28 protein-coding genes are annotated in these 21,578 nt (G+C 72.1%); 11 read left to right on the top strand and 17 right to left on the bottom strand.

Going from position 1 to position 21,578, the window contains the following annotated elements:
* The first annotated feature begins 64 nt into the window (after positions 1–64).
* Both HNR61_RS25870 and HNR61_RS25875 read left to right on the top strand, forming a co-directional pair.
* Positions 65–1,114, top strand: a complete 1,050-nt coding sequence (locus HNR61_RS25870) for a sigma-70 family RNA polymerase sigma factor (RefSeq protein ID WP_182845785.1) — start codon at positions 65–67, stop codon at positions 1,112–1,114.
* The gene (locus HNR61_RS25875; RefSeq protein WP_220509799.1) at positions 1,111–2,550 is read left to right on the top strand and encodes a DHA2 family efflux MFS transporter permease subunit; all 1,440 of its coding nucleotides are present in this window, start codon (positions 1,111–1,113) and stop codon (positions 2,548–2,550) included. Before HNR61_RS25870 ends, HNR61_RS25875 begins: the two co-directional genes overlap by 4 nt.
* A 291-nt stretch (positions 2,551–2,841) precedes the next feature.
* Here the strand turns inward: HNR61_RS25875 and HNR61_RS25880 are convergent, their stop codons facing one another.
* The 3 genes from HNR61_RS25880 to HNR61_RS25890 all read right to left on the bottom strand — a co-directional run bounded on the left by HNR61_RS25880 (position 2,842) and on the right by HNR61_RS25890 (position 5,440).
* Positions 2,842–3,549, bottom strand: a complete 708-nt coding sequence (locus HNR61_RS25880; protein ID WP_182845786.1) for a hypothetical protein — start codon at positions 3,547–3,549, stop codon at positions 2,842–2,844.
* Positions 3,550–3,585: 36 nt separating this feature from the next.
* Entirely contained in the window at positions 3,586–4,305 is a 720-nt protein-coding gene (locus tag HNR61_RS25885) for a hypothetical protein (protein ID WP_182845787.1), read from the bottom strand.
* Positions 4,306–4,507: 202 nt separating this feature from the next.
* Positions 4,508–5,440, bottom strand: coding sequence for an NAD(P)-dependent oxidoreductase (locus HNR61_RS25890; protein ID WP_182845788.1), 933 nt, complete (start codon positions 5,438–5,440; stop codon positions 4,508–4,510).
* 82 nt (positions 5,441–5,522) lie between these two features.
* On the opposite strand from HNR61_RS25890, the gene HNR61_RS25895 reads away from it, so the two are divergent.
* On the top strand, positions 5,523–5,891 hold the full coding sequence (locus tag HNR61_RS25895) for a MerR family transcriptional regulator (protein WP_067827908.1): 369 nt from the start codon (positions 5,523–5,525) through the stop codon (positions 5,889–5,891).
* Here the strand turns inward: HNR61_RS25895 and HNR61_RS25900 are convergent, their stop codons facing one another.
* Positions 5,892–7,094, bottom strand: a complete 1,203-nt coding sequence (locus HNR61_RS25900; RefSeq protein WP_182845789.1) for a cytochrome P450 — start codon at positions 7,092–7,094, stop codon at positions 5,892–5,894.
* A gap of 148 nt (positions 7,095–7,242) precedes the next feature.
* Here HNR61_RS25900 and HNR61_RS25905 point away from each other — a divergent pair, with 148 nt between their 5' ends.
* Complete coding sequence (locus tag HNR61_RS25905; RefSeq protein WP_084000571.1) at positions 7,243–7,644, top strand: nuclear transport factor 2 family protein; 402 nt, start codon at positions 7,243–7,245, stop codon at positions 7,642–7,644.
* A 207-nt stretch (positions 7,645–7,851) separates the two neighbouring features.
* Here HNR61_RS25905 and HNR61_RS25910 read toward each other — a convergent pair whose 3' ends face one another.
* Positions 7,852–8,508, bottom strand: coding sequence for an antibiotic biosynthesis monooxygenase (locus HNR61_RS25910; RefSeq protein ID WP_182845790.1), 657 nt, complete (start codon positions 8,506–8,508; stop codon positions 7,852–7,854).
* Positions 8,509–8,747: 239 nt separating this feature from the next.
* Here HNR61_RS25910 and HNR61_RS25915 point away from each other — a divergent pair, with 239 nt between their 5' ends.
* The gene (locus tag HNR61_RS25915) at positions 8,748–9,305 is read left to right on the top strand and encodes a ferritin-like domain-containing protein (RefSeq protein WP_182845791.1); all 558 of its coding nucleotides are present in this window, start codon (positions 8,748–8,750) and stop codon (positions 9,303–9,305) included.
* A gap of 32 nt (positions 9,306–9,337) precedes the next feature.
* Here the strand turns inward: HNR61_RS25915 and HNR61_RS25920 are convergent, their stop codons facing one another.
* The 7 genes from HNR61_RS25920 to HNR61_RS25950 all read right to left on the bottom strand — a co-directional run bounded on the left by HNR61_RS25920 (position 9,338) and on the right by HNR61_RS25950 (position 14,072).
* On the bottom strand, positions 9,338–9,619 hold the full coding sequence (locus tag HNR61_RS25920; RefSeq protein WP_182846080.1) for a hypothetical protein: 282 nt from the start codon (positions 9,617–9,619) through the stop codon (positions 9,338–9,340).
* Entirely contained in the window at positions 9,607–10,335 is a 729-nt protein-coding gene (locus HNR61_RS25925; protein ID WP_182845792.1) for a DUF8817 family protein, read from the bottom strand. Before HNR61_RS25925 ends, HNR61_RS25920 begins: the two co-directional genes overlap by 13 nt.
* Positions 10,336–10,435: 100 nt before the next feature.
* Positions 10,436–11,332, bottom strand: a complete 897-nt coding sequence (locus HNR61_RS25930; protein ID WP_182845793.1) for a hypothetical protein — start codon at positions 11,330–11,332, stop codon at positions 10,436–10,438.
* Positions 11,333–11,487: 155 nt separating this feature from the next.
* Positions 11,488–12,633: an RNA polymerase sigma factor gene (locus HNR61_RS25935; protein WP_182845794.1), complete on the bottom strand. Its 1,146-nt coding sequence runs from the start codon at positions 12,631–12,633 to the stop codon at positions 11,488–11,490.
* Entirely contained in the window at positions 12,630–13,037 is a 408-nt protein-coding gene (locus HNR61_RS25940; protein WP_182845795.1) for a YciI family protein, read from the bottom strand. Before HNR61_RS25940 ends, HNR61_RS25935 begins: the two co-directional genes overlap by 4 nt.
* A gap of 71 nt (positions 13,038–13,108) precedes the next feature.
* Positions 13,109–13,609 (bottom strand): pyridoxamine 5'-phosphate oxidase family protein, encoded by a 501-nt coding sequence (locus HNR61_RS25945; protein ID WP_182845796.1) that lies wholly within the window; start codon positions 13,607–13,609, stop codon positions 13,109–13,111.
* A gap of 37 nt (positions 13,610–13,646) precedes the next feature.
* A complete protein-coding gene (locus HNR61_RS25950) occupies positions 13,647–14,072 on the bottom strand; it encodes a VOC family protein (RefSeq protein ID WP_220509845.1) in 426 nt (141 codons plus the stop codon).
* A gap of 274 nt (positions 14,073–14,346) precedes the next feature.
* On the opposite strand from HNR61_RS25950, the gene HNR61_RS25955 reads away from it, so the two are divergent.
* Complete coding sequence (locus HNR61_RS25955; RefSeq protein WP_182845798.1) at positions 14,347–14,874, top strand: hypothetical protein; 528 nt, start codon at positions 14,347–14,349, stop codon at positions 14,872–14,874.
* Positions 14,875–14,962: 88 nt separating this feature from the next.
* Here the strand turns inward: HNR61_RS25955 and HNR61_RS25960 are convergent, their stop codons facing one another.
* A complete protein-coding gene (locus tag HNR61_RS25960) occupies positions 14,963–15,382 on the bottom strand; it encodes a DUF5959 family protein (protein WP_182845799.1) in 420 nt (139 codons plus the stop codon).
* A 158-nt stretch (positions 15,383–15,540) separates the two neighbouring features.
* Between HNR61_RS25960 and HNR61_RS25965 the strand changes: the two genes are divergently transcribed.
* Positions 15,541–15,792 (top strand): DUF4873 domain-containing protein, encoded by a 252-nt coding sequence (locus tag HNR61_RS25965; RefSeq protein ID WP_182845800.1) that lies wholly within the window; start codon positions 15,541–15,543, stop codon positions 15,790–15,792.
* 21 nt (positions 15,793–15,813) lie between these two features.
* On the opposite strand, the gene HNR61_RS50505 is transcribed toward HNR61_RS25965, so the two are convergent.
* A complete protein-coding gene (locus HNR61_RS50505) occupies positions 15,814–15,921 on the bottom strand; it encodes a DUF397 domain-containing protein (protein ID WP_376770273.1) in 108 nt (35 codons plus the stop codon).
* A 74-nt stretch (positions 15,922–15,995) separates the two neighbouring features.
* Complete coding sequence (locus HNR61_RS25975) at positions 15,996–16,778, bottom strand: helix-turn-helix domain-containing protein (RefSeq protein ID WP_182845802.1); 783 nt, start codon at positions 16,776–16,778, stop codon at positions 15,996–15,998.
* Between the two features lie 220 nt (positions 16,779–16,998).
* Here HNR61_RS25975 and HNR61_RS25980 point away from each other — a divergent pair, with 220 nt between their 5' ends.
* Both HNR61_RS25980 and HNR61_RS25985 read left to right on the top strand, forming a co-directional pair.
* Positions 16,999–17,373, top strand: a complete 375-nt coding sequence (locus HNR61_RS25980) for an ATP-binding protein (RefSeq protein WP_182845803.1) — start codon at positions 16,999–17,001, stop codon at positions 17,371–17,373.
* Positions 17,374–17,466: 93 nt separating this feature from the next.
* Complete coding sequence (locus HNR61_RS25985) at positions 17,467–17,802, top strand: hypothetical protein (RefSeq protein ID WP_182845804.1); 336 nt, start codon at positions 17,467–17,469, stop codon at positions 17,800–17,802.
* 12 nt (positions 17,803–17,814) lie between these two features.
* On the opposite strand, the gene HNR61_RS25990 is transcribed toward HNR61_RS25985, so the two are convergent.
* Positions 17,815–18,867 carry a GlxA family transcriptional regulator gene (locus HNR61_RS25990; protein ID WP_182845805.1) on the bottom strand — a complete coding sequence of 351 codons (1,053 nt, stop codon included), beginning with the start codon at positions 18,865–18,867 and terminating at the stop codon, positions 17,815–17,817.
* A gap of 120 nt (positions 18,868–18,987) precedes the next feature.
* Between HNR61_RS25990 and HNR61_RS25995 the strand changes: the two genes are divergently transcribed.
* Together HNR61_RS25995 and HNR61_RS26000 are read left to right on the top strand one after the other, a co-directional pair.
* Complete coding sequence (locus HNR61_RS25995; RefSeq protein WP_182845806.1) at positions 18,988–19,872, top strand: NAD(P)-dependent oxidoreductase; 885 nt, start codon at positions 18,988–18,990, stop codon at positions 19,870–19,872.
* The gene (locus HNR61_RS26000; protein ID WP_182845807.1) at positions 19,869–20,492 is read left to right on the top strand and encodes a maleylpyruvate isomerase N-terminal domain-containing protein; all 624 of its coding nucleotides are present in this window, start codon (positions 19,869–19,871) and stop codon (positions 20,490–20,492) included. The genes HNR61_RS25995 and HNR61_RS26000 overlap by 4 nt, the downstream gene beginning before the upstream one ends.
* Before the next feature lie 157 nt (positions 20,493–20,649).
* Here HNR61_RS26000 and HNR61_RS26005 read toward each other — a convergent pair whose 3' ends face one another.
* A complete protein-coding gene (locus tag HNR61_RS26005) occupies positions 20,650–21,486 on the bottom strand; it encodes a polysaccharide deacetylase family protein (protein WP_182845808.1) in 837 nt (278 codons plus the stop codon).
* Positions 21,487–21,578: the final 92 nt, after the last annotated feature.

Below are 21,578 nucleotides of genomic sequence, written 5' to 3' on the forward strand. Positions count from 1 at the left end.
ACCACTTTCCGGTACCGCCGGTGTCCACCCATGCGAGAGGGACCACGGGAGAGAAGGAGCCGATATGCGAGGGATCCCGCCGTCCGGCGATCTGCTGGCGCTGGCGCGGAGCGGGGACGGCGAGGCGTTCCGCGGGCTCGTCGAGCCGTACCGCCGCGAACTCCAGGTGCACTGCTACCGCATCCTCGGCTCGGTGCAGGACGCCGAGGACCTGCTCCAGGAGACGCTGCTGGCGGCATGGCGCGGCATCGACGGCTACGAGGAACGCGCGTCGCTGCGGACGTGGCTCTACCGGATCGCGACCAACCGCTGCCTCAACGCGCTGCGGGCCGGGGCCCGCCGCCCGCCCGAACACGCGGACTACCGACCGGAGGTCCCGTTGCCCGAGCCGTCGCACCGCCGGGCGGAGCCGAGCTGGCTGGAGCCGTACCCCGACGCGCTGCTCGACGAGATCGCCGACCTGGCGCCCGGCCCGGAGGCGCGGTACGAGACCAGGGAGTCGGTGTCGCTGGCGTTCCTGGCGGCGCTCCAGGAGCTGCCGCCGAGGCAGCGCGCGGTGCTGGTGCTGCGGGACGTGCTGGGGTTCCGGGCCGCCGAGGTGGCGCGCGTCCTCGACACGACCGAGAACGCGGTGACCAGCGCGCTGAAACGGGCGCGCGGCGCGCTGGCGCGGGAGCTGCCGGGCTCCGGCCGGGAGGGCGCCCCGCTGCCGGACTCGCCGCGGGAGCGCCGGATCGTGGCGGACTTCCTCCGCGCGTTCGAGGCCGGGGACGTCGACGCGGTCGTCGCCCTGCTGACCGACGACGCGCGGCTGTCCATGCCGCCGCTGCCGCTGGAGTACCGGGGAACCGACACCGTCCGGCACTTCCTGGCCACGGTCGCGCTCCGCCCCGGCCGCCGGCACGTGCTGGTCCCGACCCGGGCGAACGGGCAGCCGGCGTTCGGCGCCTACCAGCGCGACCCGCGGACGCCGATCCTGCACGCGCACGGAGTGATCGTGCTGACCCTGGCCGGAGACCGGATCGCCGCGGTGACGCGGTTCCTGGACAACTCGCTGCTGGCGGCGTTCGGGCTTCCCCGGACGCTGCGCGCGGGATTCGAGGAGGGACGATGAGCGCCGACGGAGGACGGATGACGTCCAGGCAGGCATGGGTGCTGGGACTCGCCTCACTGGCGTCGTTCATGATGGCGCTGGACAGCCTGGTCGTGACGACGGCGCTGAGCACGATCCGGAGGGATCTGACGGCGTCGATCGAATCGCTCGAATGGACCGTCAACGCCTACAACCTGACGTTCGCGGTGCTGCTGCTGACCGGAGCGGCGCTGGGGGACCGGTTCGGCCGCCGCCGGGTGTTCGTCGCCGGGCTGGCGGTGTTCACCCTGGCGTCGGCGGCCTGCGCCCTGTCCCCGGACATCGGGACCCTGATCGCGTCCCGGGCGTTGCAGGGCGCCGGCGCCGCGATGGTGCTGCCGCTGTCGCTCACCCTGATCAGCGCGGCGTTCCCGCCGCGGCAGCGGGGCCGGGCGATGGGGCTGTACCTGGGCATCACCGGCCTGGCGACGTTCAGCGGGCCGTTCGTCGGCGGCGTCGTCGCCGAGGGGCTGGCCTGGCAGTGGATCTTCTGGCTGAACCTGCCGGTCGGCCTGGCCGCGATCGTGCTGTCGGTGCGGCGCGTCGAGGAGAGCGTCGGCCCCAACAACCGGTTCGACCTGGCCGGGGTGGTGCTGGTGACCCTGGGCGCGTTCGGCGTCGTCTGGGGCCTGGTCCGCGGGAACGCGGCGGGCTGGGGCAGCGTGGAGGTCCTGGGCGCGCTGGTGCTCGGCGCCGCGCTGGTGGTCGCGTTCGTGCTCTGGGAAGGGCGCGCGAAGGCGCCGATGCTGCCGATGCGGTTCTTCCGGGTGAGGGCGTTCGCGACGGCCAACCCGGCGAACTTCTGCGTGTTCGCCTCGCTGTACGGCACACTGTTCTTCCTCGCGCAGTACTTCCAGACCGGCCTCGGCGAGGGACCGCTCGGCGCCGGGCTGCGGCTGATGCCGTGGACCGCGACGCTGATGGTGTGCGCGCCGATCGCCGGGGCGCTGGCCGACCGGTACGGCGAGCGGACGTTCGTGGTCGTCGGGCTGCTGCTCCAGACCGCCGGCACGGGCTGGATCGCCCTGGTCGCCGACGCGGGCACCGGCTACCTCGAACTGCTGCCCGCGCTGGTCGTCGGCGGGGCCGGGCTGACCATGGCGATGCCCGCGGCGCAGAAGGCGGTGGTCGGGGCGGTGCGACCCCAGGAGATCGGCCAGGCGTCCGGCGCGTTCATGATGCTGCGGATCCTCGGCGGGGTGTTCGGCGTCGCGATCGCGGTCGCCGTCTTCGCGGGCACCGGGGGCTACGCGTCGGCCGAGGAGTTCAGCGAGGGCTTCGCGGCGGCGATGGGCGCGGTCGCCGCCCTGGCGTTCACCGGCATGCTCGCCGCCCTCGGCATGCCCCGCCGCCGCCCGGCCCCCACCCCCGTGCCACCGGCGGCCGCCCCCGCGCCCCACCCCGAGACCGCCGTCTGAACGCCGCGGAACCGGTGCACGGGGCCGGGACGGGTCTTGGGATCCCGCCCGTCGCCCGGGAGGCGCAGATCACGATCACCGTCCGGCGCCAGGGCGGAGGCCGCCCCGCCGCCCAGCGCCACCGGGCCGAGGCCGGCCGTCGACGAAGGGCGGCCACGGTCCGGTGGCGCAGGAGGCGACGCACGTCCCCGTCCCGCCCGTCCGGCGGCGTCCGGCGCGTTTCGTTTCGCCGGCCGTCCCGGACGCGGCGGGACGTCTGGCCGACGGCGCGGCCAGACGTCGGAGGTCCGGTTACTTCACCGAGAACCGGCAGGCCACGGCGAGGTCGCCGCGGCAGTAGTCGGATTTGTAGTAACCGAGCAGGTAACTCTTACCGCGGAGGATGCTGGTGTTGTTGATGTAGGCGGTGCCGCTGGAGTCGTTGGAGGTGACCCGGTTCCACCAGAGGAAGTTCCCCCAGTACAGGTCGACGAAGTTCTGGCCCTCCTTGATCCCGATGTAGTCTCCGTCGCTGTTCGGCAGCGCGCCCGGCGCCAGGGTGTAGTCGACGCTCACGTGGCTGATGCCGACCTTGAGATTGCCGAGGTCGGGATTGATCGTGGTGATTCTGCCGCCGCTCTCCGGAATGAAGGACAGCGCGACCACCTGCTTGGGTCCCGGGCCGGTCGCGTAGCCGAGGACGTAGCTCGCCATTCCGATTTTGGAGTCCTCGAAGTAGCCGGAACCGCGGGTGTCGTTGGTGGACACCGCGGTCTGGGCGCGCGGGCGCTTGCTCCGAGGAATCGAGGGTTCCGGGTTGTCGTATACCAGGAGCTGGTGCCCCATCGCTTTCGGGGAACTTCCCGGCATGGTGAGGAATTCGTAGCTGAGGTTCTCGCCGACGCTTTCGCTGCTGATCCAGCACTGGGTGTTGTATTTCTCGTTGATCGTCGATTCGAGGATCTCCTCGTCGAAGTTCGGTGTCCCCACCGACTCCGTTCCTGGTGTGGTGGTCTCCATCTGTGGTACCGCCTTTCGGTGCGGTGGGACGGATGCTCAGTCGAGTGCGATGACCCGGTCGAGGGTCGGCTCGATCAGCGCCTGGTAGGTCGCCTCGTCCACCTGGAGCTGGCCGTCCACGGAGACGCCGAGGGAGACGTCGGCGTCCTTCGGCAGGGCGAACGCCAGCGTTGCGTCGCTGAGCAGGGCCGCGGAGTCCTCGGCGAAGGTGAGTTTGAGCGTGCCGGCCCGTACGTTCAGCTTGACCTGGCGCAGGCTCGTCCCGCGACGTTCGATGAACAGCTCCGACCGGTCGGCGGTGCGGCGCACCCCGATGCTGATGCCGCCGGCGATCGCCGTGGCCGCGGCGCCCAGGATGAGGACGACGCCGAAGGAGATCAGCCGCCAGTTGTCGTCGTCCCCTGCTCCGGCGGGCTGCGGCGAGGCGTCGAAGACCGTCATCTCGCCGTTGCGGTAGAACTGGAGTTCCTTTCGTGGGTTGAAGCCCTGCCCCTTCTTGTCGAGGTGGATGAGGGTCGACGAGTATCCCTGGTTTCCCTCGCTTCCGATGAAGTCCACGAAGTTGAGGCCGATCGGATGGTCGGCGACGCTTCGCAGGTACGGCGTTCCCGACTTGGGATCCCAGTACCCCTCGACGCCTCCGGGGCGGTAGGGTTCGTCGTCCGCGTCGAATTCGTTCCTTTCCGGCGCGGGAAGCTGGGAGAGTATCTGTCCGGCTATCTGGGCCACTTTGAGAGCGGAAGTGATCCAGCCCATCGTGTGCCCCCTTTCGGGTGGGACTGGCTCGGCCGAATTTCATGTCTTCGGTCCGAGGATTTGATCCCCGCGGCCGGACTCGGTGAAACTGTAGAACTTCGTTCCGTATATTTCGTGGATATCCTGGACCCGGTTCTTGAAATAGCGTTGGCGTCGCGGCGGTGCACCGTCGTAGCGGATCAGGCCAACGGGAACGCAGTCGTTAACCGTTGTGGGTTGACGCCCCTCCCCGCCGCTGGTGCCGGACACCGGCCGACGGCTTGCGGAACAGTTCGATCATCGCCGCGTAGCCGTCGCCGCCGTGGCCCTCGGCCACCGCGCGGTCGCCCAGGGACTTGAAGAACCTCGGAAGGTCGGCGCTGACGCCGACGCTCTCGCTCTCGTGGACGAGGTGGGCCATCGCGTCGAGCTGGATCTCGATCGTGGCGTCGAGGGCGGTGTACGCGCCGTCGTCGATCTGCCGCGCGTAGCCCGACATCCAGTCGACGATGGTCCCGATGTTCTCGCGGGTGAACGCGGCGAACGTCGAGGCGTCCACGCCCGCCGTGCCGAGCAGGGCGGCGCCTTGCAGGAAGCCGTCCAGCAGGCCCCACATCACGCTCGTCGCCGCCACCCCGTACAGCGCGGGCAGGCCGTGGTCGTCGCCGAGGTGCGTCGCCTCGTCGCCGAGGCTCCGCAGGGTCGGTTCGTGCAGGTCGAAGGCCGATCGCGGTCCGCTGTAGTAGACGAGCGCGTCCGCGGTGCCGATCCCCTGGGGCGCGGCCATGATCGCGCCGTCGAGGTAGGTGACGCCCCGCCGCGCCGCCCAGGCGGCGGTCTCCCGCGCCTGCCGGGACGTGCCCGAGGTCAGGTTCACCAGGACCCGGTCGCCGAGGACGTCCTCCAGCGGTTCGAGCAGCTCGCGCACCGCGTCGTAGTCGGTCACGCAGACGACCACGAGCGGGCCGGCCGCGACGGCCTCGCGGGGCGAACCGGCCAGCCTCGCTCCCTGCGCGACGAGGGGTTCGGCCTTCGCCGCCGTGCGGTTCCACACGGTCGTGAGGTGCCCGGCGCGCAGGAACGCCCCGGCCAGCGCCCGGCCCATCAGCCCCAGGCCGATGACCGTCACCGGCGTGCGGTTCTCGTGGTTACCCATGCTTCGCTCCCTGTGAGTGGGTGGGCGGACATGGGAGGATCATCAACGTTCACACCGGTATGAAGGTCAAGGGGAGACGGGCATGCTGATCGGGGAACTGAGCCGGCGCACCGGGGTCCGCACGCATCAGCTCCGCTACTACGAGGCGCAGGGCCTGCTCAAACCGCGCCGGGGCTCCGGCGGCTACCGCGAGTACGGCGACGACGCCGTCCTGGCCGTGGGCCAGATCAGGAGCCTGCTCGGCGCCGGGCTGTCCACCGACGACATCGCGTTCATGCTCCCCTGCGTCACCGGCACGGTCCCCGAGCTGGAGCCGTGCCCCGAACTCCTGGACGGCATGCGCGAACGCCTGCGCGTGCTGGACGAGCACATCGAGACCCTCCTCCGTTCCCGCCGGGCCCTCGCCGACTACATCGAGGCCACCGAGCGGCGCGCCGCCGAGGAGGCCTGATCACCAGGTGACGGGGACGGACGTGGGTCCCGCGTCGGTCTCGCCGCGCACCCAGTCGAGGTCCTCGGGCGGTACCCGGAGCCGCAGGCCGGGCAGCCGCCGGGCGAGGGCGTCGAAGGCCGCGGCCAGCTCGACGCGGGCCAGCGACGCCCCGAGGCAGTGGTGCGGCCCCCGGCCGAACGTCAGGTGCGGGCGGGGGGACGGCCGGCCGGACGGGAACCGGCCGGGCAGGAACCGGCCGGGGTCGGTGAAGCACGCGGGGTCGTGGTTGGCCGCCTCCAGCCGGACCAGGACCAGGTCACCGGCCGCGATCGGCGCGCCCGCCAGCTCCAGGCCGGTCCGCGCCCAGCGCGGGAACGGCTCGGCGATCACTCCGGCCAGCCGGCGCAGCACCTCCTCCACGACGCCCTCCATCCGGCCCGGGGCGTCGGCGAGCCCGGCGAGCAGCCCCTCGGTGACGAGCTGGACCGTGCCCACCGCGATGGCGTTGCGGGCCGTCTGGTAGCCCGCCGCGACGAGCGTGGCGACCATGCCGACCAGCTCGTCGTCGGTGAGCCGCTCGTCGCCGGTGTCGCGCACCCGGATCAGGGCGCTGAGCAGGTCGTCGCCGGGGGCGCGGCGCTTGGCGGCGACCAGCCCGGCGGCGTACCCGGTGAACTCGTTCCACGCCCGCAGCGCCTCGGCCACGCCCTCCCGGTCGTCACCGGTGGAGTGCTCCACCGCGCCGAACGCCTCCACCAGCGCGTGGAAGCGCTCGCGTTCGTCGATAGCCACGCCGAGCAGGACGCTGATGACCTGGAGCGACAGCGGGGCGGCGAGTGCGGCGACCAGGTCGGCGGGCGGCCCGGCGGCGGCCAGCGCCGCGACGTGGTCGTCGGCCATCTCCCGGACGCGCGGACGCAGCGCCGCGACGCTCCGGGGGGTGAACGCCTTCGCGACCAGCCCGCGCAGCCGCGTGTGCGGCTCGCCGTCCTGGAACAGGGTGGTGTCACCGGCGGTGCCGCCGCCCGGGGGAGTCATCGTGAGGCGGGGGTCGGTCAGCGCCGCCACGGCGGCGTCGTAGGAGGTGACCAGCCACGCCCGCCGCCCGTCCGGAGCGGTCACCTCGGCGACGGGCGCGCGGCCGCGCAGCTCGGCGTAGACGGCGGGCGGCCGCAGGGGATCCGGCCGGTCGAACGGCAGGGACGGGGCGGGCGTGGACATGGCGGACGCCTTTCTCGTGGCGGCTGGGACGTCGCGTCGACCCCTCCCAGTGGACACGTTGACCTCGCGGCAAGGTCAACGGGCCGCTCGCGTCGAATTGTTTTGGACTGATCAATACAATATGGTGGCGCCACCGAAAGGAGCTGTGATGAGCAAGACCAGGGACGTCGTCGAGGAGTTCTTCCGCCGCGCCGGAGCGGGCGAGTTCGACCGGATCGGCGAGCTGTTCGCCGACGAGGTGGACTGGGACATCTACGGCGCCGACGAGGTGCCGTGGACGGGACGCCGCACCACCGGGGCCGAGGCCGCCGAGTTCTTCCGCTCGCTGCCGACCCACCTGCGCGCCGAGGAACTGACCGTCCACCGGATCCTGGTGGAGGGCCCGGACGCCGTCGTCCTCGGATACATGCGCCAGCGGGTGCTGGCGACCGGCGAGCTGTTCGCGACGCCGTTCGCCTTCCACCTCACCGTGGAGGACGGCCGCATCACCCGGTACATCCCCCACGAGGACAGCCTCGCCCTCGCCCGCGCCTACGGCGCGGTCGCCTAGGGGCCTGTTTCCAAGCGGGCCTCAGCCGCGCACGCGAGCGCGTTACCTGACCGGCGGGCCCGAAGCCGGAGGCGAGGGCCCGCCGGTCAGATCGCGAAGCGATGCCGCGCTCGCCAAGCCCTGGTAAGAAGCGAGCCCCCAGGGCGAGCGCCGTAGGCCAGGGCTTTTGCAACACCGCCGGGCCCTCCCGTCCGGCCACCGGGGCCTTCAGCGGGCGACGGCGGTGTGCAGGGTGTACCGCCGGAAGCCCAGCGGGGTGATGCCCTCCACCTCGGCGAGCACGCTGGTGAGCCGCCTGCTCCCGCTCGTCTCGGTCGTGATGAGGGCCTCGTGGGACGCGGCGTCGACGAACTCGGCGTAGTTGAGCATCCGCGACCCGTCCACGGCGATGTGGAAGTGCGACCCGATCGCGCCCTTCCCGGGCTCCTCGTCCCCGTAGACGTCGAAGAGGGTGTCCACCAGCGTGCGCGCCGCCGTCTCGTTCCGCGTCTCGAACTGCACCACCACGATGGACCCCGGAACCGCCCCCTGCTCGCCGAGACCGTGGCGGTACAGCCGGTACGCGGTCGGCTCGTGCCGGGTGATGCCGGGCGCGACCTCGCCGGCCTGCGCCGAACGGGCCGTGCGGGCGAACTCCCGGTAGGCGTCGAGGTCCGTCCACTGCTTGTAGGCGAGAACGGAGGTCCCGTCGTCGCTGACGTAGAGGTTCAGCGACAGGGCATGCTCCGGCAACGGCTCCGCCCGCCACAGCCGCGCGACGGCGTCGGCCCCGGCCCGCTGCCGGTCGCGGGTGCCCACGTTCCACTCGTTGACGAGGACGACACCGGCGTCGTCGCGGGTGATGTCCGGGTACCGCTCGCTCATCTCGACCCCTCCCAAGTGATCTTCACTGACCCCTCGATACTGGCGATCCCCCTGCTGGGGCGGCATCTGTCGGGTGACTGGGCCGCCGCCGTGCGCGCCGCCGACACGGGCCACCGGGGAACGGGGGCCAAACTCGATCATGCGCTGCGCTTTACCGCGTCCGGCCCGTCCCTTGGACCGCCTCAGGGAATCAACGAGGCGTCCGCGCACCGCCCTCGAAACGGCAGGGAGCCTTCGCCATGACCCAGCAGGGAACCTTCTCCACGACCGACGACTTCGTCCTGGACGTCACCCGGATCCGCGAGCAGGTCCGCCAGAAGATGGACGACGGGCCGGTCACCGGCACCTACGGGCGCGAGTCGGACCGCGTCATCGGGGTGCTCAACGACGTGGTCGCGACCGAGGTCGTCTGCTGGCTGCGCTACACCCGCCACGCGATCTCCGCCTCCGGCATCGACCGCGCGCAGGTGTCGGCCGAGTTCACCGAGCACGCCAGGGAGGAGATGGACCACGCGCTGCGCGCCGCCGAGCGGATCGGCCAGCTCGGCGGCGACCCCGACTTCGACCCCGCCAGGCTGGCCGAGCGCTCCCACACCGACTACACCACCCCGCCCGCCAACGACCTGGACGCGATGCTGCGCGACAACCTGGAGGCCGAGCGCATCGTCATCTCCACCTACCAGGAGATCATCAGGTGGCTGGGCGACGGCGACCCCACCACCCGCCGCCTGATGGAGTCGATCCTGGAGGAGGAAGAGGAGCACGCCGACGACCTGGTGGACCTGCTCGGCCTCTGAGCCCCCGCCGTGCACGCGCCGGGAGCACCCGGTCAGCGATCCGGGCGCCGGTCCTCGCGGCCCCGCAGGTCCGCGCCGTTCGGGGCACCGCCGCACGCGGTGAGCAGGAGCAGGATGAGGGCCACGAGCCCCGCCGTGGCGGCGACCAGGGGAGCGGCGCCCAGGTAGGTGACGGAGGTGTTCATCGCGAGGGCCTGCGCCGAGACGGGCACCGGACGCGACGTCCACAGCGCCGTCGGCACGGCCATGGTCAGGACGAACAGGCCGACGCCCGCCACCAGGGCGCGACCCGGCCCCACCCTCAGGGGAGCCACTCCCGAAGCCCGGCGAGATGCCCGAGTTCCGACTCGACGCGCCGCCTGTCGTCGGCGGTGAGCTCCAGGCCGCGCAGATCGGCGAGCCAGGGGTCGGCGGGCTCGCCCAGGACCGTGGCCAGGTCGATGAGGTGGCACAGGGCGAGGGCCCGCTCGGCCGCCGGGGCGGTGGCGCCGTGCCTGCGCACCGCGGACTTGAGCGCCCGGAACGCCTGGAGGTCGTCGTCCTTGAACTCGCGCAGGATCCGGGCGTTGTCGAGTGCCCTGGCCAGGCCGGTCAGCTTCTTCGACCCGCCGTACTCCAGCTCGTCGGGCTCGTCGCGCTGGACGAAGACGACCGAGTTCCCGGACGGATCGACCAGCGTGAACCGGGACGCGCCGGGCCGGTGGCGGGTGATCCGTGGCAGGCCGGAATGCAGCACCTTCCCGTACGCCCGGCGCATCGCCGCGACGAACGCCGCGTGGTACGGCGCTACCGCGTCGACCATGACCAGGCAGACCCCGGACTCCTCCCGGGCCGGGTCCAGGTCCTTGGGCGCCGGGCCGAAGCGCAGCTCGAACCCGCTCCACCGCAGCGCCATGTACACGTACGGCTTCTTCTGCTTGTAGGTCACCTCGAATCCCAGCGCCTCGTAGAACGCCAGGGTCTCCTCCATCGACGCGCACGGCATCAACGGCATCGTCGTCTCGTTCGGCCGGACCGCGGGCTCACTCAAGCCGTTCCCCTTCCGGAGGTCGTCGCCCCGCGATGGTGGCACCGTCCGGCGAACCCCGCATATGGATCGTTCCAAGGAGCGGCCGCCCCGCCCGCGGGCTCTAGGAGCCCAGGTACCCGTCGGTGTAGTCGAGGATGGCGTGCACCTGCTCGGCGACCCGGCGGGGGCAGAGTTCGCCGCGCTCGTCCGGTGCCGCCGGACGGGGCGGGGCGGTGAGCTTGACGTCCGGGTGGCCCTCGCGGTGCGGGCAGGGCTCTTCGCGCGGGGTGAGGTCGAGGGTCGCCAGCGCCTCCCGGTAGAGCGCGACGATGCCGGGCGCGGTGGAGCTCCAGTAGCAGCGCTTGGCGAGCAGGCAGACCGCGATCGCCAGGCGGGGCCGTTCGCCGTCGGGGGCGCCGGCGAGCAGCCGCCGCGCCGACCAGATCGCCGCGTCCTGCGCCTGGCGGTCGACCTGGCTGCCCCGCTGCCGTTCCAGGTCGGTGATCAGGTCGTCGAACGCGGTGCGGCCGTCGGCGGTGAGGTAGCGCGCGTCGAGGTGCCCGGTCCCGGGGACACCGAACCGCTCCCGCAGGGTCGAGCGCAGGGTGGCGGCCGTGTCGGCGGCCAGGGGAGCGAGGTGACCCGGGCAGGCGGCGGCCTCGACGGTCCCCGGCGGGCCGATCATCTCGATCAGGGCGGCCATCTCCTCCGGCTCGTCGCAGTCGGCCAGGTCGGGATGCTCGTGGCCGCCCGGGCAGCCCGCGGCGGCGAGCGCCGCCTCGGCGCGCTCCGCCGCCTCGGCCAGCGCCGTGACCAGCGCGCGGTCCGCGATCTTCCAGTGCGTGTACCAGCGGCTCGCCCACAGCGCCGCCAGCATGGCGCGGCCGTGCGGGCCCGTCGGGTCGGCGCTCACCTCGCCGCCGATCCGCCCGAGCAGCTCGGGCGGGTCGGCGTAGGGGTAGCCGTGCGCCATGGAGGCGATCTCGCGCGCCAGGGCCGGGTAGCCGGCGGTGTTCACAGGGGGCTCCGATCCGTCACGGCGGGTGGTTCGATCTTGGGACGGGCCGGTCGGGCGGCGGGTTCCCGCGGGCCACCCGGTTCGTCCGCGCGGAGTTCTCGACCCGCGCGGAAGCGGAGGGCCACCGGCGGACGGTCCCCGCCCCGGCCCGCCGCTCAGCCGCGCAGCCGCGCGTTGAGCCGGGCGGCCTGCCGCGTGAGGTGTTCGCGTTCGGGGAGGCTGGGCGCCGATCGGGCGGCTTCGGTGTAGAGCCGCGCCGCGGTCGCCAGGTCACCGTCACGCTCGTGCAGGTACGCCGCGGCGGCGGTGTGGCGGGGCAGGGCGGGGTCGAGTTCCGCCAGGGCGGCCAGACCGGCCCGCGGGCCGTCGGCCTCGCCGACCGCGACGGCCCGGTTGAGGCGCGCCACCGGGCTGCCGGTGAGGCGCACCAGCTCGTCGTACCACTCGACGATCTGCACCCAGTCGGTCTCCTCGACCGTGCGGGCGTCGGCGTGCAGCGCGGCGACGGCGGCCTGGGCCTGGAACTCGCCCAGGCGGTCGCGGGCGAGCGCCGCCTGGAGCACCTCGACGCCCTGGGCGATCAGGCGGGTGTCCCAGAGGCCGCGGTCCTGCTCGGCGAGGGGCACGAGCCTGCCGTCGGGGCCGGTCCGCGCCGGACGCCGGGCGTGGTGCAGCAGCATGAGCGCGAGCAGGCCCGCGGCCTCCTCGTCGCCGGTCTCGGCCGCCATCCGGCGGGTGAGCCGGATCGCCTCGGCGGCGAGGTCGACGTCGCCGGAGTAGCCCTCGTTGAAGACGAGGTAGAGCACGCGCAGCACCGTGGCGACGTCCCCGGGCCGGTCGAGCCGGACGCCCGACACGGTCCGCTTGGCCCTGCTGATCCGCTGGGCCATGGTCGCCTCCGGCACCAGGTAGGCCCGCGCGATCTGACGCGTGGTCAGGCCGCCGACCGCGCGCAGCGTGAGCGCGACGGCCGAGGCCGGGGTCAGGGACGGGTGCGCGCACAGGAAGTACAGCCGGAGCGTGTCGTCCACCGCCGCGCCGGGGCCGGGCGCGGGCTCGGTCTCGACGCGCGTCTCGCGCTGCCGCCGGGAGGCGTCGGCGCGGGCGGCGTCGAGGAACTTGCGCCAGGCCACGGTGACCAGCCAGCCCTTGGGGTCGCGCGGCGGGTCGTCCGGCCACCCGCGCACGGCCTCGACCAGGGCGTCCTGCACGGCGTCCTCGGCCGCCGCGAAGTCGGCTCCGCGGCGGACGAGGACACCGATCACCGCGGGCACCAGCTCCCGCAGCAGCGGCTCGTTCACTCGGTCACCGTGGGTGGCTGCGTGTAGAACGGGCGCACCTCCAGCCACTCGTGGACCGGCTTCCCTCCCGCACCGGGAGCGGCGGACAGCTCACCGGCCAGCTCGATCGCCCGCTCGTAACTCTCGACGTCGACCACCATCCAGCCGGCGATCAGGTCCTTGGTCTCCGCGAACGGGCCGTCGGTGACCGGCGGCCGCCCCTCGCCGTCGTAGCGGACGAACGTGCCCTCCGGGGAGAGCGCCTGGGTGTCGACGAACTCGCCGGTGCTCTCCAGCCGGGCGGCGAAGTCCCGCATGTACTGCACGTGGGCCGAGATCTCCTCGGGAGCCCATTGGTCCATCGGCACGTCGTTGACCGGCGCCGGCGCGCCCCGGTAGTGCTTGAGCAGCAGATACTTGGCCATCGTGTTCTCCTTGGTGTCCTACGGCCCATTGTGGCCGTGTCCGTTCCGGCGCACCTCGCCCGGCGTCCCGCTCAGGCCCGCCGGCGTTCGTCCCGCCGCCGGACCAGCTCCTCGACCGCGCTCGGCAGGGTCGTCTCGAAGTCGATCAGCTTGGCCCACGTCGGGGCCACGACGATCCGGGCCATGCCGTCGTGGTAGAGCGAACGCACCTCGGCCTCCCACCCGACCCGCTGCTCGGGCGTCATCTGGTAGGTGCCGGTCGCCTTGAGGTACTCGTCCGGGATGCCGTCGACGAAGTCCAGCCCGGCCCGGCCCCGGATGAGCAGGATCGTGGGCGGGTGCACCTCGGTGTCGATCGTCAGGGCGACCATCGGGTTCCCGCCCAGCGCCCGGAGCTTCGGAGCGTTCTTCGAGGTGCACATGACGATCTCCGAGCCGTTCCAGGCGAAGGCGATCGGGATGGCGCGGGGCGTGCCGTCCTTGGCGACGTAGGCCAGGCGGGCCACGTCGCGTGCCAGCAGCTCCCGGCTGGCCGGCCGGTTCAGCACCTCGGTGATCTCGTTCGGTCCCATGGTCGTTCCTCCCTTGTCGTCGCCGGTCGGGCGCGGGTCAGCCGAGCCGCTCGGCCAGCGCGACGACGATGCCCTCGGGGCCGCGGAGGTAGCAGAGCCGGTAGGCGTCCTCGTACCGCACCACCTCGCCGACGAGTTCGGCGCCGTGGGCGCGCATGCGGGCGATGACGGCGTCGATGTCGTCGACCGCGAACATGATGCGGCGAATGCCCAGCGTGTTCACCGGCGCGTCCTCCGGCACGCCGTCGAGCGCCTCTGGCATGTGGTACTTCGCCAGCTCGATCCGCCCGTGGCCGTCGGGGGTCCGCATCATCGCCACGTCGACCCGCTGGTCGTCGAGCCCGACGAGCCGCGCCGCCCAAGCCCCCTCGACCAGGGCCCTGCCCTCCAGCTCCATGCCGAGTTCCGTGAAGAACGCGATCACGGCGTCGAGGTCGTCGACGATGATGCCGACGTTGTCCATCCGCTGGATCGTCATGCTGGTTCCCTTCGCCGCGCGGCCCGTCGTGGCCGCTGATGTGCCTGGGACGGAGCCGCCACCACGTTCTCGACATCCGGAACGCGCTGGTTTCCACGAATCCGCGTCCGGCCGCCACGACCCCGGCGGCCACGTCGGACGGCGCGAGGGCGCAGGATCGCCCCAGCCATAACCTGCCCGGTTTTCCCGCGTACTACGGCGGCCCCACCGGCTACCCGGACCACACGAAGTCCCTTATAACGGTGAAGTGACCTCAACCGTGCGGGATCGCCTCTTCGGGGGCTCGCTGCTCGTGGCGATCGTGGCGCTGTTCCTCGGCGGCGGTATCGCGCTCAAGGGTCCCGACCGGTGGCTGACCTACCAGAAAGGGCCCGAGCCCCGGACCTCCGAGCTGGGCTCCGAGCCCTGCGGGCCCGTGGAGAACGGTTGCGCCACCTACCGGTGGTCCTGGGTGGTCACCGGCGAGATGACGACGGTCTTCCGCCTTGACGGCCTCTTCGGCTCCTGGCTGCGCTGGGACGGTCCCCTCGACGGCATGCTCCATGCCGACTTCCACGGAACCTGCCCCGGCGCGACGGTCCGCTGGAGCATCCACGCCGACACCCGGACGGTCGCCTCGGGCACGCTGTCCACCGTCCCCGGCGAGCGGGCCGCCGTGCACGAACCGACGATTCCCGGTGCGGCCACCACCGTCACGCTCACCGCCGCCTGGGACCGAAGGCCGCCGGGCTGCGATTCCTTCACGCTGAACTGGGACGACCCCGAGGTCAACACCGGCCTCCTGTGACCTGGAACCGCCCCCGGGCCACCGTTCGAGCCGCGCTCCAACCCTCACACCGAAGGAACCCGTCGACGGGTACCGGGTGGGCCTGCCTTCAGCGGCTGGGCCGCCTCAGGAGCGTCCGGGCGCGTTCGAGCCTGCCGCGGTGGTCCTCGATCCAGTCGTGGGGAAGGCTCACCGGCAGGGTCACCGAGGTCAGCGACCCGACAGCGTCCTTGACGGTGATCTCGGCCGCCGCGCGCGGCCCGGCCGGGCCGTTGAACTCGACGGGAACGATCCTCAGTTGAGGGCCCCGGCCCTCCTCCATCCATGCGGCTGGACGCCCGGCGGACAGGGCGTCCAGGACCGTCGCCCATTCGTCCAGGTCCTCGTTGAGGAGGAAGACCTCGTCCAGACGGCCATGGGCGAACTCGCTGGTCGCCGTGATCCGGGCTTCGAGGCTCCCGCGAGGATCGGAATCGACGATCTCCACGATGACGCTGTTCTCCCCATCGTCGAACCTGACCAGCTCCACAGGCGCCTCTCCGAGTCAGACCGGCCACTGCCGCGCGGCGGTTTACAGAGGATACGAGTCCCGGCCGTGGCCGCCGTTCCCCGAGAATGTCCGACCCGGGCACTACAGTGCGTTTTCATGAACACACTCCACGCCAGTGCCACCGCGGCGGCCCGGCCGTGAGCCGCTACCGGGGGCCCGCCACCCTGATCAGCAGCGACGGGGCCGAGATCGAGGTCTATGTCGACCTGCGCGCCAAGCAGCGGGAATGGTCCGGGACCGCGACCATCGACGACTTCGACGACGCCGGTTCCCCCGACCGGACGCTGAGGCTTCCCGACGGCCGCGAGGCGCAGGTCACGCTCGGTGGCTCGGCGGCCTGGTCCGACGTCGTCACGCTGGTCGGAAGCGGTCCGCCGCCCTTCGCCTGAGCGGGCCGCCCGGCTCGCCCGCTAGGAGTTCTTGATCCGCTCGGACAGCATGCGGGCACTTTCACGGCCGACGAGCAGCAACGGACCGTTCGGGTCCTTGCTGTCGCGAATCCCCGTCATGCCGACCACTGACGCAACCTCAACGCAGGCGCTTCCCTGGCCACCGCTGTGGGTGGACTTCCGCCAGGCCGTGCAGCTCATTTTCATTGTTCTTCAGCAACCCTTCTGATGAACGAACGAGAATCCTCTGCATTGAGCGCTCGCCCCTGGAGTATAGCGAAGGTGTTTGCGAGTTGCGAGACCAGCTTGTGCGAACGGATGGTATCTCCGCCGACCGCCGTCTCCAGAAAACCGGTGACTCTCATGTCCTCTTGGGTTGCGAGAAGAAATGAAGCGTTCACGTTGAGGTCCTGATAATCGGAGTAGCGGGCGATCTGGAGGACGACGTTTCTCCGCGTGGACAGTTCCAGGAGGTGATGCAACTGCTCGCGCATGACGTCGGACGGAGCGACCTGGCGACGCAAGGTGCTCTCGTCAAGGATCGCGCACAGCGTCGGTGGCGTCGGTCGCGACAGCACTGACTGCCGCATGAGCCTGGATCGTGCGGCCTTCTCGTTGGGAAGCAGGGCTCGGACGTAGGGCTCCGCCTGCAAGAGCCCATCGATGTACATGACTTGGATGGACCGCAGCATCACGGCGGTTTTCTCCGCCTCGGCGTAGTCCTCCAGGGCGAACGGATAATCGGTGCCTTCGATGTAGTTCTTCCATGCTTTGATTATCTCGCCACCTGCGTTGAGGAAGTCGTCTAGCTTCTGTGCGGTCTCGCGGGTGCATCGACTCGTTCCCTTGATGATCCGGCCGATATAGGTCGGGCTGACCGGGAACTTGCCCGCCAACTGCGCACGGGTCAGCTTTGCGGCTTCGCGGTGCTCGTTGACGATCGCGCCGAAGCGAAGTGTTCCGGACGTGGGCTGGACCTTTCCCATGATCTGACACCTCCAGATGAACCGGGATAAACCGGCGCGATGAACTTGACTGGCGGGAACTGACGACTTCCCAGGGGTTTGCTGTCACGCTACGTCGTCTCATGCGTGGATGAAGGTGAGTTACGAGAAAGCAACCGGGAGTCACAACACAGAGGCAGCCGCCATGATCTCCAGCCTGTCCGCCCCGCCACCGCCTGCCATGTCCGAACCGTCCATTCTGATGATCACTTCGGTGCCGGAGGCGATCAAAAGCGCGCGGGATTTCGCGCGGGGATGGTTCGATGCCAAGGGTTTCGAACCCTGCGTCGTCGGGATCGCCCTGCTCGTGGTGACCGAGCTGGTCACCAACGCCCACAAGCACGGCAGCGCGCCGGGGGAGGCCATCTCCGTCCGGCTCTACCTGTCGGCGGGCGGGCCGGTGGTGGAGGTCCGGGACGGGGGCGACGCCGAGCCCCGCGTGGTGCCGTTGACGGTGGACTCGTTCTCCGGGCGGGGGCTGGCGATCATCGCCGAGCTCACGGCCGCCTGGGGCTTCTGGCACCTGCGCTCCGGGGGCAAGGCCGTGTACGCCGTCATGAGGGGAACGGCGGGATGACACCGCGCGCCGTCCCGCCGGAGCCGTCTCCGAACGGTGGTCTCCGCCCCGTTAGCCTGGTTTTCGACGTCTCAGGCGGAGGAGCGGACTCAGATGGCGGAGACCGACCCCCACATCCATGTCGACCGGAAGGTGGCGGAGGCCGGTGCCGCCGTCCGCGACGTGCTCGCGTCGACGTTCGGCCTCGTGGGCGACGCCCCGGCCGTCGTCACGACGGGCTGCGGACGCCGGGTGCCCTACGCGATGACCTCTCCCCGCCCCGAGAGCGTCACCTGCCTGGCGTGCCGGGAACACGCGCACCGGGAGCATCTGCGCCTGGCCGACCAGGTCGAGTCCCTGGGCCGGGCACCCGGTTCAGCCATCAGCGCCGACCAGGCGGCCCGGGTCGCGGAACGGTACCGGGACCTCGCGCGGAGGTTCTCCGGCTGACCGGCCCGCCCGTCAGCCCGTTCGCGCGGCGGAGGGCCTGGGACGGCCCGCCGGGGAGAGGGGGGACGGCTCGGGCGCCGTCCGGGGGAAGGCCCGCCGGTACTCGCCCGGTGAGACCCCGACGTGCCTGAGGAAGTGGTGGCGGAGGTTGTTGGCCGTGCCGAGGCCGGTCAGCTCCCCGATCCTCTCGATCGGGAGGTCCGTCGACTCCAGCAGGTGCTGGGCCCGCCCCAGGCGCTGGTTCAGCAGCCACTGGAGCGGGGTGGTCCCGGTGGCCGCCTGGAGCCTGCGGTGGAAGGTCCGCGGGCTCATCGCGGCGCGGCGCGCCAGGTCCCGGACCGTCAGCGGGCGGTCCAGACGGCTCCGGGCCCAGTCGAGGACGGGGCCGATCCCCTCGTCGTCGGTGTCCGGCACGGACATGTGGATGAACTGCGCCTGGCCGCCGGACCGGTGGGCGGGCACGACCATCCGGCGGGCGAGCTGGTTGGCGGCGTGCGCGCCCAGGTCGCGGCGGACCAGGTGCAGGCACAGGTCGAGGCCGGCGGTCAGCCCGGCGCTGGTCAGCACGTCGCCGTCGTCCACGTACAGCACCGAGGCGTCGACCCGCACCTTCGGGTAGCGCTCGGCGAGCTGGGCGGTGTGCATCCAGTGGGCGGTGGCGCGGCGCCCGTCCAGGATCCCGGCCTCGGCGAGCGCGAACGCGCCGGTGCACAGGGAGACCATGCGGGCGCCCGCGCCGTACGCGCGCCGCAGCGCCGCGATCAGCGCCGGCGGGAGCGGCGCGCCGTCCTCGACGCAGGCGTCGGGCACCGAGGGGACGATGACGGTGTCCGCGCCGGCCAGGTCGTCCAGACCGTAGGGGGTCCGCAGCGCGAGGCCCGCGCCGGGCGCCGCGCCCTGCCCGTCCCGGGCCCCAGTCCCGCACAGCCGCAGGTCGTACCAGGGGTCGGCCAGGTCGGGCTGCGGCTTCCCGAAGACGGTGCACGGGATGCTCAGCTCGTAGAGGTCCCAGGAGGGGACGTCGATGTCCTCGGTCACGACCACGGCGACAGAACCGGCGCTCATGCCCGCAGCCTATGGCAGGAATTTGGTGGTGGCCGTCATTCCTGTCACTGTCGCGGCGTCCGGCCCCCTGCGAGCGTGATCCGCACGTGTTCTCCATGCGAAGCGACAGGGAGTCGTGAGATGAGTTCTGACAAGCCGGCCGTGACGGTCATCGGGCTGGGGTCGATGGGGTCGGCGCTGGCCGCCGCGCTGCTCGACCGCGGCCACCCGACCACCGTGTGGAACCGTTCGCCGGGCAAGGCCGAGCCCCTGGTCGAGCGGGGCGCGCGCCTGGCCGCGACGCCCGGGGAGGCGGTCGCGGCGAGCCCGCTCGTCATCGCCTGCGTGCTTGACTACGCGGCGCTGTACGCCGTCCTCGACGGGGAGGCGGACGCGCTGGCGGGCAGGACCCTGGTCAACCTCACCTCCGGCGCGCCGGAGCAGGCGCACGAGGCGGTCGGGTGGGCCCGGGAGCGCGGCGCCGACTACCTCGACGGCGCGATCATGACCACTCCGCCCGGTGTCGGCAGCACCGAGATGATGTTCCTGTACAGCGGCCCGCGGGCCGTCTTCGAGTCGCACCGCCCGACGCTGGCGGCCCTGGGAGACCCCCTGCACCTGGGGGAGAACCCGGGCCTGGCCTCGCTCTACGACGCCGCCCTGCTCGGCCTGATGTGGGCCACGATGACGGGCTGGCTGCACGGCACCGCGCTGGTCGGCGCGGACGGCACGCCGGCCACGGACTTCACGCCCGTCGCGCTGCGCTGGCTGACGGCCGTGGGCGGGTTCCTGACCACGTACGCGCCGCAGGTGGACGCCGGGCGTTACCCGGGCGACGACGCCACCGTCGACGTGCAGATCGCGGCCATCGGCCACCTCATCCACGCCGCCGAGTCCCGCGGGATCGACAACGCCCTGCCCGAGCTGCTGAAGGCCGCCATGGAGAGAACCAGGGACGCGGGCCACGGCTCCGACAGCTACGCGAGCGTGATCGAGGTCCTGCGGGCGCGGAAGGAGGAGGGGTGACGGCGCCGACCCTGCGCGGCGTTCCGGCGCCCCCGGCCGCCGGAACGCCCTGGGCGGACCTGCTGGCGGCCACCGCCGACGAGTGCCTCGACGTCATGCTCGGCGCGGCCGGTGCGGACTGGACGCGCCCGGCCCGCGGCCTGGACTGGACGTGCCGCCAGACGCTCGACCACCTCGCCCTCGGGCTGGTCGGCTACGCCGGCCTGCTCATCGCCCGGCCCACCGACCGCTACGTCACGCTGTTCGCCTCGCTCGACGCGCAGGCCCCCGTCCCGGCCTGCCTGGAGGGCGTCGGGATCGCCGCCTCCCTCCTGGAGTCGACCGTCCGGAACGCGTCCGCCGACGCGCGCGCCTGGCACCCGTGGGGCCACTCCGACCGCACCGGGTTCGCCGCCATGGGGATCACGGAGCTGGTCCTGCACACCCACGACATCGTCCAGGCCCTCGGCGTGCCGTGGACCCCGCCGGACGGCGCGGCCGCCGCCGTCCTCGCCCGGCTCTTCCCCGAGGCCCCGCAGGGGCACGCGCCGCCGGACGCCCTGCTGTGGTGCACGGGCCGCGTTCCGCTGCCCGGACTGCCCAGGCGGGCGGGCTGGCAGTGGGACGGGACCGTGCGCTGAACGGGTGATGGCGGCGCGGTAGCCCGCCCGGGGGCAGAGGTGATGCTGGCGGGGTTGCTCGGGGAGCGGGGGACCTCAACCCCGCCAGCGTGTGAACCCTAGACCCGCGGGAGTCCGTGTCACCGGGTAACCGGGAATCGTCCCGGCTTGCGCGGTATCAGCCAGGGGCGTTGCCGCCGAGCGACCTGGGCAGGTAGTTCTCCACGGCGGCGGGCTTGAAGCCCTGCTGGCGGATCCAGCCCAGGATCGTCTGGAGCTGGCCGGCCAGGCCCTTGCGGAAGTGCATCAGGACGATGTCGCCCGGCTTGAAGCCCTGGCCGCCGTCGCTGCGCACGAACGCGTCCGGGGTCCCGTTGGGGGACCTGGTGCCGTTGTAGTACTCCGCCGACCACAGCAGGATCGACTTGATGCCGCACTCCTTGGCGACCTGGCGGGTGATGTCGTTCTGGGCGCCGAACGGCGGCCGGAAGATCTCCGGGCGGCGGCCGTACTGCCGGGCGATGGTGTCGGAGGCGTCGCAGATCTGTCGGCGCTGGCCCTCGGCCGGCAGGGTGCGCATGTTCTTGTGGCTGACGGTGTGGTTCTCCATGCGCGAGCCCGCGTTGCGCAGCGCCCAGAAGTACTGTCCCTGGTTCTTGACGTAGACCGTGGTCAGGAACGTCATGATCGGGACCTTCTCGCGGCGGACGATGTTGACGAACTCCGGGTCGTACTCGTAGCCGTCGTCGATCGTCAGGAAGACGACCTTCTCCTGGGTCGGGATGTTGGTGATGATCGGCGGCAGGCCGCTCGGGTCGGGCTTGGGCGGCGTCCAGGTCCCGGGTCTGGGCCGCTCCCACTCCTGGTCGGCGAGCACCGCGCTCAGCTCGGTCCTCATCGAGGAGGCCGGGCCGCCGCCGCCCGGCACGCCGCCCCGCACCGCGGGCCAGCCGCCCGCCACCACGCCGATCACCCCGGCCGCCACCGTGGCCAGCACGGGCATCTTCCCTCGCATCGGCGCCGTTCCCCCGTCTCGTCGAGCCGTCACCGTGGTTCCGCATCGGTTGACGCGGCGCACCGCGGCGGAGTTCATCCACTACGCAGGAT

The organism is Actinomadura kijaniata (assembly GCF_014138665.1).
Classification (GTDB): Bacteria; Actinomycetota; Actinomycetes; order Streptosporangiales; family Streptosporangiaceae; genus Spirillospora; species Spirillospora kijaniata.

Coding starts and splice junctions, on each gene's coding strand:
- HNR61_RS25880 (WP_182845786.1), bottom strand. CDS start 3,549: ATGGAGACCACCACACCAGGAACGGAGTCGGTGGGGACACCGAACTTC.
- HNR61_RS25975 (WP_182845802.1), bottom strand. CDS start 16,778: ATGGGAAAGGTCCAGCCCACGTCCGGAACACTTCGCTTCGGCGCGATC.
- HNR61_RS25870 (WP_182845785.1), top strand. CDS start 65: ATGCGAGGGATCCCGCCGTCCGGCGATCTGCTGGCGCTGGCGCGGAGC.
- HNR61_RS25945 (WP_182845796.1), bottom strand. CDS start 13,609: ATGGGACCGAACGAGATCACCGAGGTGCTGAACCGGCCGGCCAGCCGG.
- HNR61_RS25995 (WP_182845806.1), top strand. CDS start 18,988: ATGAGTTCTGACAAGCCGGCCGTGACGGTCATCGGGCTGGGGTCGATG.
- HNR61_RS25910 (WP_182845790.1), bottom strand. CDS start 8,508: ATGAGCGAGCGGTACCCGGACATCACCCGCGACGACGCCGGTGTCGTC.
- HNR61_RS25990 (WP_182845805.1), bottom strand. CDS start 18,867: ATGAGCGCCGGTTCTGTCGCCGTGGTCGTGACCGAGGACATCGACGTC.
- HNR61_RS25900 (WP_182845789.1), bottom strand. CDS start 7,094: ATGTCCACGCCCGCCCCGTCCCTGCCGTTCGACCGGCCGGATCCCCTG.
- HNR61_RS25885 (WP_182845787.1), bottom strand. CDS start 4,305: ATGGGCTGGATCACTTCCGCTCTCAAAGTGGCCCAGATAGCCGGACAG.
- HNR61_RS25875 (WP_220509799.1), top strand. CDS start 1,111: ATGAGCGCCGACGGAGGACGGATGACGTCCAGGCAGGCATGGGTGCTG.
- HNR61_RS25890 (WP_182845788.1), bottom strand. CDS start 5,440: ATGGGTAACCACGAGAACCGCACGCCGGTGACGGTCATCGGCCTGGGG.
- HNR61_RS26005 (WP_182845808.1), bottom strand. CDS start 21,486: ATGCGAGGGAAGATGCCCGTGCTGGCCACGGTGGCGGCCGGGGTGATC.
- HNR61_RS25985 (WP_182845804.1), top strand. CDS start 17,467: ATGGCGGAGACCGACCCCCACATCCATGTCGACCGGAAGGTGGCGGAG.
- HNR61_RS25915 (WP_182845791.1), top strand. CDS start 8,748: ATGACCCAGCAGGGAACCTTCTCCACGACCGACGACTTCGTCCTGGAC.
- HNR61_RS25980 (WP_182845803.1), top strand. CDS start 16,999: ATGATCACTTCGGTGCCGGAGGCGATCAAAAGCGCGCGGGATTTCGCG.
- HNR61_RS25905 (WP_084000571.1), top strand. CDS start 7,243: ATGAGCAAGACCAGGGACGTCGTCGAGGAGTTCTTCCGCCGCGCCGGA.
- HNR61_RS25950 (WP_220509845.1), bottom strand. CDS start 14,072: ATGGACAACGTCGGCATCATCGTCGACGACCTCGACGCCGTGATCGCG.
- HNR61_RS25895 (WP_067827908.1), top strand. CDS start 5,523: ATGCTGATCGGGGAACTGAGCCGGCGCACCGGGGTCCGCACGCATCAG.
- HNR61_RS25940 (WP_182845795.1), bottom strand. CDS start 13,037: ATGGCCAAGTATCTGCTGCTCAAGCACTACCGGGGCGCGCCGGCGCCG.